The sequence below is a fragment of the Pseudomonas asuensis genome, from assembly GCF_014646755.1.
In the GTDB taxonomy this organism is placed as follows: Bacteria; Pseudomonadota; Gammaproteobacteria; order Pseudomonadales; family Pseudomonadaceae; genus Chryseomonas; species Chryseomonas asuensis.
Map to the genome: position 1 here is coordinate 139,936 of NZ_BMNW01000009.1, position 13,458 is coordinate 153,393.

The window sequence follows — 13,458 nt, forward strand, 5'->3', positions numbered from 1 at the left end:
CGCAGCTCATTAATTTGTTCCTCTATACTTTCAGTGCTACTTTTTTGAGTAGCACTCGTCAGGCTTCGTCCTAAATTTTTTACGAGCGCAGCCGTTACCGTTTGTCAGAGCGGTAAATGTATTTATCTGCAATTAGGGCGCTGAATGGCCACGAAAAACGTTAATCGTTTTCGAATTCTTATGATGGTGTCTGGTCTTGTGCTGGGAGGCGGTAGCGGTTCGGCCTTTGCGGTTGGGCTTGGCAATATCACGCTTCAGTCAGCCCTTTACCAGCCTCTCAATGCTCGAATCGAGCTTGTGGATATAGGTGGCCTTGAGGCCAGTGACTTTCATATTGGTCTTGCCTCTAACGACGAGTTTGCTCGTGCTGGTCTGGATCGTACTCACTTCCTGAGCGACATAAGCTTCACGCCAGTTATTGAATCAGGGCGTAGGAGCTATATTCGGGTGACGTCTGCTCGTCCGGTTAATGAACCGTATTTGAGCTTTCTCGTGGGCTTGGAGTTACCCGGAGGTCGGCAGCTGCGGGAGTTCACCGTATTGGTGGATCCGCCTGGTTATCGTGTGCCTGCCAGCTCAGTGGCAAGCCGTAGCGACAGTTATGCGCAGGTAGCAGCCCCGCGTCCCGTTACGCCCCGTGCCCCACGATCTTCAGCTTCAGCCCCTGTGCCTGCACCGCGCCCTGGCCTCCAGGCAGGTACTGCTACCTATACAACGCGAGCAAATGACACGCTGTGGCAGATTGCGCAGAGTCTGGTTCGCCAGGCAGGTAAGGGCTCCGTTCAGCAAACAATGGATGATTTGTATTCGCTGAATACCACTGCATTTACAGCAGGTGATATTCATCGGTTGAGAGTAGGGCAAACCTTACGTCTTCCGGTTGAGTTTTCTGCGCGAGCCGCGGCAGGTGAACAAGGCGCCATATCAGCTCCTTCTCCAGTTGCAGGGCAAGGTGCTGCACATGAGCAGCGTGCATTGCCAGAGGTACCTGTAACCCCAGCATCGGTACAGGTTGAAGAGGGGCAGGCAGCGTCCGCAGTTGCTGCGCAGCAGGATCAGTTGCTGCTACGTATGGCTGAGCTGCAAACTCAACTAGAAGAGCTTCAAACTCGTTTGGATGAGACTGTAAAAAGCAAGGATAACCAGATCATGGCCTTGCAACAGGAGGTCGCTCAGTTGCGCTCCTCCGTTGACTCAGGCGGTGTAGCAGCTCCAGTAAATCCGTCTTTGATCCAGGCTCAACCGAGTCTTCCAGATAACAGTGCCGTAATAGCTCCGTCATCGTCACAAGATCCCTCGCAGGCCGCCACTATCGCTCCGCCTGCTACACCTGCGCTACCTGAAGAGAACGCCCCAAAGGTCACAGATGATGCTGCCTCTCCAATGCCGGTGCAGGCTGATGCGGAGCCGGGAAGCAGCTTTTCATCCTATTATCTGTGGCTCGTTCCCTTGGCGGCCTTGCTAGTGGCTGCTCTGGCTGCGCTACGTCGTCGGCGCACAAAAGAAGAGTCGGCAGCTACAGTGGTTGCTGAGATGCCCAATGAAGTTGAGCCTGAGCGTCATAACCATGTCCTCGTGCCGCTTGTCGAGCCAGCCGTCATTGCGAGCCATCCTAAACCAGATGTCTCCAAGCCTCAGACGCCTATCATCCAACAGGCTACGCGCAAGGTTGACGATGAATTTTTGGGGCGCGCTGAAATTTATCTGGCATATGGGCGTTATAACCAGGCGCGAGAAGTGCTAGAGGAGGGCATCAAAGAACAGCCGGATCGGCTGGATATGCGCATGATGCTGCTTCAGGTGCTGGCTGCATTAGGTGAGAGAAAGCTATTTGCTGTCCAGGAAGCAGCTGTACGAGAATTGGGTGGCGATGCGCAAGCGATCGAGCAGCTAAAAGCACTTCTTCCGGGTATGGTTCAAGAGGTAACTGAAGAGCAGCCCTTTGAAGCAAATGAGAAAGAGCTCCTGGAGGAGTCGTTTGATTTACCTGATGATCTAGAAGAACAGTGGAAGCCTCAGCTTGATTTAAGGGCCGATGAAATGAAGCCCACTCAAGCCGATATCGAGAATTTCGATCTGGATTTGCAGGATTTGAGTTTTGACGACGCCATCGCCCTGACGGAGCTATTGGATGCTGAACAGGGACATGAAAAGGCAAAGCCTGCTGAATCGACTGATGACTTTCCTTATACCTTAGGAGAGCTGCCCTCAGTAGACGAGCTGGATATGCCTTTGGACGAGCATTTCGCTGGTCACATGCCAAGCGCTTCGGTGGCAGATAATGAGCTGAATGACTATCCAGCCAGCCCACTATTGCAGCAAGCCAAGACCTGCATGCAGCAAGGGGATATGCGTGCGGCTAGTGCTATTCTTCAGCGAATCCTTAATGAAGGAGACGATGCTCAACGCCATGAGGCTGAAGTGCTGCTGGCGCGTATCGCCTAACACGCGCTTACGGTTAAATGCCTGAACCTTAGAAGTTATTTCCAAGATTCAGGTAAACCGCCCGCTGGCCATCATCGTTCAGGCCATAACTAAAGTTAAGTGGGCCTAAGGGCGTATCGAATCCCAGGAAAACGCTGCCTGCAGTAATTGAACCGCTGTCATAGCTATTTCCGTTGTTCCAGATGCGTCCTTGCTCAAGGCTTCCGCCTAGATAGACAGGAAAATCGAGCGGCAGGAGCGAGCGTTCAGTCATGCGGCGATAATAAATTAGTCGTCCCAATCTATAGTTTTGACCCGACAAGGCATCCTGGCGATAACCTGACAGCTGCCTCGCACCACCTAGCAGATAACTGCTGGTTACAGTGTCGATGTCATTAAACGTTCGGCCGTATTGCCCACCCAGTACTACGGTGCTTTGGCCGAAGGTCAATGCCTTATCTAACTTGAACTCCATCTGCTGGTAGCGCTCATCTGAGCCTAGACTTGTATCGAATTGGCGCAGAGTGAGGGAGATATCTTCCCCTTCATGAGGAAAGTCGACGTTATCCATAGTGTCGAATGAATACTTCAGTTCATAAAAACCTTCACTGAAGGTATCGGTTGGCAGGCCTGGATTGCCTATATGAACTTTTGTCTTGCCCCAGCGTTGACCAACGCCAAAGCGAATCTCTCCGTTGTTGTTAATCTGCCTTCCAATATTGACTCCGTACCCATACCGCTCGCGACGATATTCGGCTACTGGATCGTTGTCCTGAATGGATTCGATGTTTTGGGTATCCGTACTTAAATAGGGCGCAAAGAAATACCGTGAGCCTACATCCAAGGGCTGGTAAAACTCAGTGTAAAGCTCCTGCTTGTCGCCGATCTGCAGGCGGGTTAGCCATTCGGCACCTAGTGTATTAATACCGTTTATCCGATAGCTGGCACCTATGTTGAAAGCGCTATCGCCTTTCATGTCGTCAGATAGGCTCAGGCCTAGCCGTAAAAAGTCAGTACCGCTGCGCTTTCCAAGCGCATGAATCACGAGGGCGTTATCATCTTCGCCTTTCTTTTTCTGTCTGACGATGCGGTATTCCACCTGGTCGAAGTAGTCGAGCCCATAAATGGTGCCCATGTCATCCTTAAGTTTTTCTAAATCAAGCGGCTCGCCCAGTGACTGGCGTATGTAATGCCGAATGACAGTGTTGCTCACCTTGGAGTTATTCTCGATCCGTATTTCGGTGATGATAGGGTTTCGCTGTCCTGGCTGGCGCGCTATGGAGAGTGCAATATCGGTGTCATCAATAGGTGCCCGCCTTAAACTGGCCAGGCGGGAGGACAAGGATTGGGTAGCGCGATAACCTGCATCAATCAACTCGTTAACGCTGCCAAAATCAGCGCTTGTATAAGCTGCGAGAGGCGGCTCAATCAGAATGTCTTCGGCTGTCAGCGTTGCTAGCTGAGCTTCGGAATTATTGCGGGTCATTAATGTGGTGGACTGATTCAGCACGTCTACGACGGTAGTAAGTTCCTTACGTTTAAGCAGGGGAGTACCGATATCGACTGCAATGACCATATCTACCCCCATGCTGCGAGCCACATCGATAGGGATATTGTCGACCATGCCACCATCAACGAGCAGCCGACCCTCTACATCAACCGGAGCAAATACGGCAGGAATCGACATGCTAGCCCGAATGGCGCGTGGTAGGTGACCTTTACTGAATATAACCTTTTCACCCGTCACGATATCGGTCGCAACAGCCCGAAAAGGAATGGCGAGTTTGTCAAAATTTCGTGTTTCGCTCGTATGAACCAACAGGCTTTCAAGCAGCATTGAGAGGTTTTGCCCCTGAATGACGCCAATAGGAAGTCCTAGGGTTCCATCGTCTCGAAAGCTGAGCTGCTGCTTGATAAGAAAGTCGCGATCATCCTGCTTTCGGCGAAAAGGAACATCCTGGCGGGGCGGCTGATCCGAAAGCACTTGCTGCCAGTCCATCTCTTTGGCGATGCGCTCGATTTCATCTACCTTATAGCCAGCTGCATACAAACCGCCAATAACTGCGCCCATGCTGGTGCCTGCAATGGCATCGACATGGATACCTTGTTCTTCCAGTGCCTTCAAAACGCCGATATGAGCGAGCCCACGCGCTGCGCCTCCAGACAATACCAGCCCTATTTTAGGATGAGTTTGATCGCTCCATGAAAGGATTGGTAGTAACAGTAATAAGCAAAGAACTAGGTAGCGCATGAGCAAGCCACGGGCAGGCGAAAGAAGAGCAGCTTATTATAAGCAGGTGAAAAAAGGAGTATGAGATGACTGAGCAAAAGCCAGAGGTGATTATTACCTATTGCACACAGTGCCAGTGGCTGCTACGAGCAGCTTGGATGGCGCAGGAACTGTTAAGTACTTTCGCTACTGATTTGGGTAAGGTCAGTCTCGCGCCATCGACAGGCGGTACTTTTCAAATTACTTGTGATGGGGCTCTCATATGGGAGAGAAAAAGAGATGGAGGCTTTCCTGAAGCCAAGGCCTTGAAACAACGTGTTCGTGACCTTATTAATCCGGAGAGGGATTTAGGTCATAGTGATCGGTAAGGTAAGCAAGATTCTATGCCTGAGCAGTATAAGCTGCTCAGGCATAAACACGAATCCTGACGTTACACCTCGGAAGTCATTCTTGCATCGGCAGGCTCGCTGATTCGTTCAGTTCTTGCCGGTACGGCTACTTCCGCAGCGCGAATATTGACGGCATGCAAACCTTTGGGACCTTGTATGATCTCAAAATTCACGGCCTGGCCAGCTTTCAGTGTTCGATAGCCGTCCATCTGAATTGCTGAATAATGAGCGAATAGGTCTTCATCGCTTCCTTCCGCTACTATGAAGCCGTATCCCTTGGCATTGTTGAACCACTTGACTTTGCCGCTGAGCATGCTGGCATCCCTCTGCAAAGGACTCCACAGGTGGAGTATTATCCCACTACAGTCCCGTTCAGATAGTCTTGAACGCACTAAAACACGGAACCCCTGGTACCCTTATGGGTATCCAAAGGTTTTAACACCCTTTTAGGGTTAGTCAAGGCGATGCGGTATTCGCCTGAGAAGTAGATCAAGGTCTTTGCGGACCTTCTAATCCATTCACTAGAAAAAATTTCTTGAGCATGCATCCAATCAGCCATATTCGACTAACATCAGAACAAGGCCCTTCACATCACGAGGATGACGGTGCAGGCCTGGCTGTCCAGGAAGCAAAACCTGCATTGAAGGCTCCGTCGTTGTATAAGGTACTTATGTTCAACGACGACTACACCCCGATGGAGTTTGTTGTTGAGGTGCTTGAGAAGTTCTTTAGCATGAATCGTGAACAGGCCACACAGATAATGTTGGTCGTTCATACCCAAGGTAAAGCCGTGTGTGGAGTCTTTACTCGCGACATTGCTGAAACCAAGGCCATGCAAGTGAATCAATATGCTAGGGAGAGCCAGCATCCGCTCCTTTGTGAGATTGAAATAGAAAGTTGATCTGTGCCTGGCTATGAGGTGAAGCTATGTTGAATCGTGAGCTCGAAGTCACCCTCAATCTTGCCTTCAAGGAGGCAAGAACGAAGCGTCATGAATTCATGACTGTCGAACACCTCCTCCTCGCGTTGCTGGATAACGAAGCGGCTGCAACAGTGCTTCGTGCATGTGGTGCAAACATGGATAAGTTGCGGCGGGATTTAAACGAGTTTATCGACTCGACGACTCCGCTTATCCCGCAGCAAGATGAAGAGCGTGAAACCCAGCCTACGCTTGGTTTTCAGCGTGTCCTGCAGCGTGCCGTTTTCCATGTGCAAAGTTCCGGCAAGCGAGAGGTAACCGGAGCGAACGTCCTTGTTGCCATTTTTTCAGAGCAAGAAAGCCAGGCGGTCTTTTTGCTTAAGCAGCAAAGCGTTGCGCGTATCGATGTCGTTAATTTTATTGCTCATGGAATCTCCAAGGTGCCTGGCACTAACGAGAGAGATCAGGAGCAGGACCAGCCTGACGAGGAGGGGGGAGAAACAACCGCCAGTAACCATCCTCTTGAGGCGTATGCAAGTAACCTGAATGAACTCGCACGCCAGGGTCGTATTGATCCTCTGGTGGGTCGTGAGAATGAAGTTGAGCGTGTTGCGCAGATTCTGGCTCGTCGCCGCAAAAATAATCCTTTGCTGGTAGGTGAGGCAGGTGTCGGTAAGACCGCTATTGCTGAAGGCTTGGCCAAGCGCATTGTGGATGGGCAAGTGCCGGATCTGCTTGCAGATAGCGTTGTTTATTCACTGGACTTAGGCGCCTTGTTGGCGGGCACTAAATACCGCGGCGATTTCGAGAAGCGCTTCAAGGCGTTACTCCATGAGCTACGTAAGCGCCCCCATGCCGTATTGTTCATTGACGAGATTCATACAATCATTGGTGCAGGTGCTGCATCGGGTGGTGTGATGGATGCGTCCAACCTGCTAAAGCCTCTCTTGTCTTCGGGTGAAATTCGCTGCATAGGCTCTACAACCTTCCAGGAATTCCGTGGCATTTTCGAGAAAGACCGTGCTTTGGCCCGTCGCTTCCAGAAAGTCGATGTGGTGGAGCCTTCGGTTGATGATACTGTCGGTATCCTGCGAGGCCTGAAGGCTCGCTTCGAGCAGCACCATGGCATTGAGTACAGCGACGAAGCACTGCGTGCAGCAGCTGATTTGGCGGCTCGTTACATCAATGATCGCCATATGCCCGATAAGGCCATTGACGTTATTGATGAAGCAGGGGCTTTCCAGCGTCTGCAGCCTGAATCAAAGCGTGTTCAGCGTATTGAAGTGGCGCAGGTTGAGGATATTGTTGCCAAGATTGCCCGGATTCCTCCAAAGACTGTCAATACGTCCGACAAGGAATTGCTACGTAACCTGGAGCGTGACCTCAAGCTGACTGTCTTTGGTCAGGACATGGCAATCGATTCACTATCGACTGCCATTAAACTTTCTCGCGCAGGCCTTAAATCTCCAGACAAACCGGTTGGTTCCTTCCTGTTTGCTGGTCCTACGGGTGTTGGTAAAACCGAGGTGGCAAGGCAGCTGGCAAAGGCGCTGGGTATCGAATTGATCCGATTTGATATGTCGGAGTACATGGAGCGTCATACCGTTTCGCGTCTGATTGGTGCGCCTCCCGGTTATGTGGGCTTTGACCAGGGTGGCCTGTTGACTGAGGCCATAACAAAAACGCCACATTGTGTGCTTCTGCTTGATGAGATCGAAAAGGCGCACCCAGAGGTATTCAACCTGCTCCTGCAAGTCATGGACCACGGTACACTTACGGATAATAACGGCCGCAAGGCTGACTTCCGTAACGTCATTGTAATCCTGACTACTAACGCCGGTGCGGAGACAGCTTCTCGTGCCTCGATCGGCTTTACCTTGCAGGATCATTCAACCGACGCTATGGAGGTTATCAAGAAGAGCTTTACGCCGGAGTTCCGCAACCGTCTGGATACCATTATCCAGTTCGGCCGTCTCAGTCATGAGACTATCAAGAGTATCGTGGATAAATTCCTTACTGAGCTGCAAGCTCAGCTGGAAGATAAGCGTGTTCAGCTTGAAGTTTCAGATGCTGCTCGCGGTTGGCTGGCGACTAATGGCTATGATCCTCAAATGGGAGCACGGCCTATGGCGCGCCTCATTCAGGATAAGATCAAGCGGCCCCTGGCTGAAGAAATCTTGTTCGGTGAGCTTGCTGAGCATGGTGGTGTGGTTCATATCGATCTCAAGGGTGATGAGTTGGCCTTTGAGTATGAGACCACGGCAGAACCTGCATAAGGTTTTGCCCACAAAAAAGCCCGGCATATGCCGGGCTTTTTTGTGGAGGTATCAACGAGCGCGATACGTGATTCGACCTTTACTCAGATCATAGGGCGTCAGTTCCACGCGCACCTTGTCTCCGGTTAGGATACGAATGTAGTTCTTGCGCATCTTTCCAGAAATATGCGCCGTAACGACGTGCCCATTTTCCAACTCCACGCGGAACATGGTGTTAGGCAGGGTGTCGACGACAGTACCTTCCATTTCGAAGCTGTCTTCTTTCGACATAGGTTATGAAGCCCCTCGGTAACATAAAATTGCCTGGACCATCCAGACGGAAAATCGGCATGCATTGTGCCCGAAAAACTCAATTGATGCCATGTCTGATGTCAGGACACTTGAACCCATCGTTGATTAACAAAGAGTTCGATGGGCCGGTATTGAGTCTTGTAAGACATCTTCCTGCAGCCTTTGATCCAATAACCGAGATAAACCGCTTCAAGATTTAAGCGTACTGTTTCTGCAATCTGCCAAAGAATGCCAAAGGTCCCTAGGCTTCTGCGTTCCTCGTCTGGGTCGTAGAAGGTATAAACCGCAGACAGGCCGTTAGGCAATACATCAGTAACTGCAACACCAATCAATCGTTCGCCCAAGCGCATTTCATAAAAAAACGCATAAGGCAGCTCGCGAATAAGAAAGGTCGTGAATTGTTCCCGGCTTGGAGGGTACATATCGCCATCTGCATGTCGCTCAGTAATGTAGCGTGCGTACAGGCGATAATGCTCATCCGTAAAGCGAGGTCTGCGTTTCTCAACAACAATGTCCGAATTTCGCTTCAGAATACGCTTCTGGCGTCTATCCAGAACAAAATCGGTAGCGCGAATTCGTGCCGGTATGCACGCTTTGCACTGCTGGCAGTGAGGCCGATACAGGTGGTCTCCACTGCGCCTGAAACCTAGTTCTGAAAGTTCGGCATATAGCTGGCCGCTCATAGGTTGGGCAGGGTCAAGAAAGAGTGTGGTTGCCTGCTGATCAGGCAGGTAACTACATGTGTGCGGCTGAGTGGCGTAAAACTTCAATCGGGCCAGCTCGCTCATAATCTACCTCTAGGAAAACATGAGGAAGGTAATCAGTCCTGTCATGCCGGTTGCGAAGACCAGTCTGCTTTAGATGTTTCGTCCAGATATCGTGCCAAATAGTTCGAAAAATCAGTACGAGAAATGCTCGCCGCGCCAAAGCTTTCAAGATGTCGTGTCGGCATCTGGCAATCGATCAAGGCAAAGCCCCAATCCGCCAAGTGTCGAGTTAGCGTAGCAAAGCCGACTTTGGAGGCGTTATCGGTACGACTAAACATAGACTCTCCAAAGAATAGTTTACCGATTGCCAAGCCATATAGGCCGCCGACGAGTGAGTCCTCGTCCCAGACCTCTACTGAGTGAGCAATGCCACGTCTATGAAGCTCTATATAGGCCTGCTGCATCTCGGATGTGATCCATGTGTCATCCGTGTAATCTCGTGGTTGGGAGCATCCTTGGATCACGTTTGGAAAGTCTTGGTCGAACGTTACCGTAAAGCGGCCCTGACGGATCAGTTTCGCCAAGCTGCGTGAGATGTGGATTTCTTTAGGCGCTAATACTGTTCTAGGATCAGGTGACCACCAAAGAATAGGCTGGCCTGTCTGGAACCATGGAAAACAGCCATGGCGGTAGGCTGCAATCAAGCGATCAGGCGAAAGATCGCCGCCTATCGCAAGCAGGCCATTAGGTTCACTCAGTGCGCTACTGAGTGGCGGAAATTGGATAAAGTCGCGTTTCAACCAAGTCGGCATGGAAGGGGAGGGGGTTAACCAAGTAATCTTCAGGCTAACTCTGATTACCGCTAAGCGCCAGTTTTCCCTATTGATTTAAACTTTGTCGAGGAATGCTACATAACTCTTTGTCACAACAGCAAAAGAATGTTCCAATGCATGGTTCACGGCTAAAGTCGTGGTAAAAATAGGTCATTGTTGTTGCGACTCGGTTTTTCGTATGGAACGAGCTGCGTAGAGTCGTAGAATGCTGCCTTGTTTCTTTTCATCTTCACGTTGTCGGTGCAGGAAAAGTCGCGTTTGAAACAATCTACTTCTGCCAGCCCTGTGACACAGTGGCGCGAACACCTTCATTATCGTTTGAAGGAGGTGTTGCTCATCGCGTTAGCCGCGTTGTGTCTGTATACGCTAATGGCTTTATTGACCTATGACCCTTCTGATCCAGGCTGGACCCACACCAGTCGTATAGATCAGATCCACAACGCTGCAGGACGCGCCGGTGCATGGCTGGCTGACGTCTTGTTCATGGCGTTAGGGTATTTCGCCTTTATTTTCCCCTTGCTGCTGGGTGTCAAGACCTGGCAGGTCTTCAGGCATCGGTATATGCCTTGGGAGTGGAGTGGGTGGTTGTTCTCATGGCGTTTGACCGGGCTGGTTTTTCTGATTCTGGCCGGCTCTGCCTTAGCCTATATTCACTTTCATGCTGATGCTCATCTACCGGCTTCTGCCGGAGGCGCTCTTGGAGAAAGTCTGGGGCAGCTTGCCCTCAGTGCTCTTAATGTGCAGGGAAGTACGCTGCTGTTTTTGGCTGTATTCCTGCTGGGGCTGACGGTCTTCACAGATCTTTCCTGGTTTAAGGTTATGGACTTGACGGGAAAGATTACGCTTGATTTGTTCGAGCTTATCCAGGGAGGTGCCAGTCGTTGGGTGGGCAATCGTAGCGAGCGTAAGCGCCTTGCTTCACAGCTGCAGGATGACGAAGAGTATTATGACGACGAGGCGCTTGAGGTTGAAGAAGAACCTCAAGCGGCTATCAAGCGAGAGCCCAAAAAGGCCCGTGAGCGTATCATTGTGCCAGTTGAGCTTGATGATGAGGTCGAGATGCCTCAGCAAAGGTCAGCTCCTGCTGCGCCAGTCGCTGAGCGGGCTGTAGCAGAAAAGCCGCAGATGGCTAGACCAGCGCCGCAAATCAATATCCCGACGCCTGCGCCTGCTCCTAAAGCTGTCGAGCCTAAGCGCTATGTTCCGCCTGCTACGCACTTTGTCGACTCTGCCATCGAAGGAACAATACCTCCGATATCACTGTTAGACCCGGCAGAGAAGAAGCAGCAAAGCTTCTCGCCTGAGTCTTTAGAATCTATGTCGCGTTTACTTGAGATAAAACTCAAGGAGTTTGGCGTCGAGGTAATAGTTGAGTCGGTTCATCCAGGGCCGGTCATTACTCGTTTTGAGATACAGCCTGCTGCTGGCGTAAAGGTTAGCCGAATTTCCAACCTGGCAAAGGACTTGGCACGTTCGTTAGCTGTTTTTAGTGTTCGTGTGGTTGAAGTCATTCCAGGCAAGACTACTGTTGGGATCGAGATTCCAAATGAAGATCGGCAGATGGTTCGTTTCTCTGAAGTATTGGAATCTGCTGAATACGAGGCTTCTAAGTCACCAGTAACACTGGCTCTGGGACACGATATTGGTGGCAGACCCGTTATTGCTGATTTAGCCAAGATGCCTCATCTGCTTGTGGCGGGTACAACAGGCTCGGGTAAGTCAGTAGGCGTAAACGCCATGCTGTTATCGATTCTGTTCAAGTCGACGCCTGAGGAGGCGCGCTTGATCATGATTGACCCAAAGATGCTGGAACTCTCTATTTATGAAGGTATCCCGCATCTTTTATGCCCCGTCGTAACTGACATGAAAGAGGCTGCTAATGCGCTGCGTTGGAGCGTGGCTGAAATGGAGCGGCGTTACAAGCTCATGGCTGCAATGGGGGTCCGTAACCTTGCTGGTTTTAACCGTAAGATTAAGGATGCCGAAGAAGCAGGAACGCCTCTAACAGATCCTCTGTATCGACGTGAAAGCATGGATGAGGAAGCGCCTCTTTTGAAGGCCTTGCCTACAATCGTTGTGGTTGTCGACGAGTTCGCCGACATGATGATGATTGTTGGTAAAAAGGTGGAGGAATTGATTGCGCGTATCGCTCAAAAGGCGCGTGCTGCTGGTATTCATTTAATCCTGGCTACCCAGCGCCCGTCAGTAGACGTGATTACAGGCCTTATCAAGGCCAACATTCCGACGCGTATGGCTTTCCAGGTATCTAGCAAGATCGACTCTCGAACCATTCTTGATCAGGGTGGGGCCGAGCAGCTTCTAGGGCACGGCGATATGCTCTATCTCCCGCCAGGTACGGGCCTGCCTATCCGTGTGCATGGCGCCTTCGTATCGGATGATGAGGTGCATCGTTTGGTGGAGGCCTGGAAGCAGCGTGGCGCGCCTGACTATATCGAGGACATTCTTGCCGGTGCTGATGAGGGCGGCGGCTCGTTTGATGGTAGTGGTGGCGGTGGTGGCAGTGAAGGAGAGGAAGATGATCCTCTCTATGATGAGGCTGTCCGCTTTGTAACGGAAAGTCGTAGAGCTTCTATTTCCGCAGTTCAGCGTAAGCTCAAAATCGGTTATAACCGTGCCGCGAGAATGATCGAGGCTATGGAAATGGCTGGAGTTGTCACGCCTATGAATACGAACGGGTCAAGGGAAGTCATTGCGCCTTCTCCTGTGCGTGATTAACTAATGTTTAAGAGGAATTCCATGCGATTGAATCGCTTGTTTGCCCTGGCAATTACAACCTTTTTAAGCTTCTCGGCTCAGGCTGCATCGGACGCGGCTGATCGCCTTTCCCAGTATCTGGAAAAAGCGCAGACCATGACGGCTCGCTTCTCCCAGCTAACACTAGACGGTTCTGGCACACGACTACAGGAGACGGCAGGTAATCTAAGCCTCAAGCGTCCAGGTCTTTTTCGCTGGCATACAGATTCTCCCATGGAGCAACTGCTTGTATCTGATGGACAGAAAGTATGGCTGTATGACCCTGATCTTGAACAGGTCACTATCCAGAAGCTCGATCAGCGCCTGACCCAGACACCAGCACTGCTGTTGTCGGGTGATGTATCGAAAATTGAGGACAGCTTTACGATTACGTACAAGCAAAGCGGTAATGTCACTGATTTCGTCCTCAAGCCGAAAACCAGCGATACGCTATTTGATAGCTTGCGGCTCTCCTTTCGCGGTAGCGTAATCAACGATATGCAGCTGATCGATAGTGTCGGTCAGCGTACTAATATTTTGTTCTTCAACGCCAAGATGAATGAGCCGGTAAAGGCCTCGGAATTCGTTTTTGAAATTCCGAAAGGTGCTGACGTCATTCAGGAGTGATCCTGTCC

Annotated in this window: 11 protein-coding genes; 6 read left to right on the forward strand and 5 right to left on the reverse strand. The window is 50.9% G+C overall.

The genetic code is table 11. The annotated features are described in order from the left end of the window. Positions 1-144: 144 nt before the first annotated feature. Positions 145-2,445 (forward strand): FimV/HubP family polar landmark protein, encoded by a 2,301-nt coding sequence (locus tag IEX86_RS18820; RefSeq protein WP_188867683.1) that lies wholly within the window; start codon positions 145-147, stop codon positions 2,443-2,445. A gap of 28 nt (positions 2,446-2,473) precedes the next feature. On the opposite strand, the gene IEX86_RS18825 is transcribed toward IEX86_RS18820, so the two are convergent. Beyond that, complete coding sequence (locus tag IEX86_RS18825) at positions 2,474-4,675, reverse strand: patatin-like phospholipase family protein (protein WP_188867684.1); 2,202 nt, start codon at positions 4,673-4,675, stop codon at positions 2,474-2,476. A 65-nt stretch (positions 4,676-4,740) separates the two neighbouring features. Between IEX86_RS18825 and IEX86_RS18830 the strand changes: the two genes are divergently transcribed. Beyond that, complete coding sequence (locus IEX86_RS18830; protein ID WP_188867685.1) at positions 4,741-5,022, forward strand: Rdx family protein; 282 nt, start codon at positions 4,741-4,743, stop codon at positions 5,020-5,022. Between the two features lie 62 nt (positions 5,023-5,084). Here the strand turns inward: IEX86_RS18830 and cspD are convergent, their stop codons facing one another. Further along, positions 5,085-5,357 carry a cold shock domain-containing protein CspD gene (gene cspD / locus IEX86_RS18835; RefSeq protein WP_188867686.1) on the reverse strand — a complete coding sequence of 91 codons (273 nt, stop codon included), beginning with the start codon at positions 5,355-5,357 and terminating at the stop codon, positions 5,085-5,087. Positions 5,358-5,584: 227 nt separating this feature from the next. On the opposite strand from cspD, the gene clpS reads away from it, so the two are divergent. Further along, positions 5,585-5,944: an ATP-dependent Clp protease adapter ClpS gene (clpS, locus tag IEX86_RS18840; RefSeq protein WP_188867748.1), complete on the forward strand. Its 360-nt coding sequence runs from the start codon at positions 5,585-5,587 to the stop codon at positions 5,942-5,944. A gap of 26 nt (positions 5,945-5,970) precedes the next feature. Next, the gene (gene clpA, locus IEX86_RS18845) at positions 5,971-8,238 is read left to right on the forward strand and encodes an ATP-dependent Clp protease ATP-binding subunit ClpA (RefSeq protein WP_188867687.1); all 2,268 of its coding nucleotides are present in this window, start codon (positions 5,971-5,973) and stop codon (positions 8,236-8,238) included. Between the two features lie 51 nt (positions 8,239-8,289). Here the strand turns inward: clpA and infA are convergent, their stop codons facing one another. The 3 genes from infA to aat form a co-directional block, all read right to left on the reverse strand. After that, positions 8,290-8,508, reverse strand: a complete 219-nt coding sequence (gene infA / locus IEX86_RS18850) for a translation initiation factor IF-1 (RefSeq protein WP_002553999.1) — start codon at positions 8,506-8,508, stop codon at positions 8,290-8,292. A gap of 101 nt (positions 8,509-8,609) precedes the next feature. Continuing rightward, positions 8,610-9,317, reverse strand: a complete 708-nt coding sequence (locus IEX86_RS18855; RefSeq protein WP_188867688.1) for an arginyltransferase — start codon at positions 9,315-9,317, stop codon at positions 8,610-8,612. Positions 9,318-9,358: 41 nt separating this feature from the next. Further along, positions 9,359-10,048, reverse strand: coding sequence for a leucyl/phenylalanyl-tRNA--protein transferase (gene aat / locus IEX86_RS18860; RefSeq protein ID WP_188867689.1), 690 nt, complete (start codon positions 10,046-10,048; stop codon positions 9,359-9,361). Between the two features lie 255 nt (positions 10,049-10,303). Here aat and IEX86_RS18865 point away from each other — a divergent pair, with 255 nt between their 5' ends. Beyond that, positions 10,304-12,805: a DNA translocase FtsK gene (locus IEX86_RS18865; RefSeq protein ID WP_373290464.1), complete on the forward strand. Its 2,502-nt coding sequence runs from the start codon at positions 10,304-10,306 to the stop codon at positions 12,803-12,805. Between the two features lie 21 nt (positions 12,806-12,826). Further along, positions 12,827-13,450, forward strand: coding sequence for an outer membrane lipoprotein periplasmic chaperone LolA (lolA, locus tag IEX86_RS18870; protein WP_188867690.1), 624 nt, complete (start codon positions 12,827-12,829; stop codon positions 13,448-13,450). The last annotated feature ends 8 nt before the right edge of the window (positions 13,451-13,458 follow it).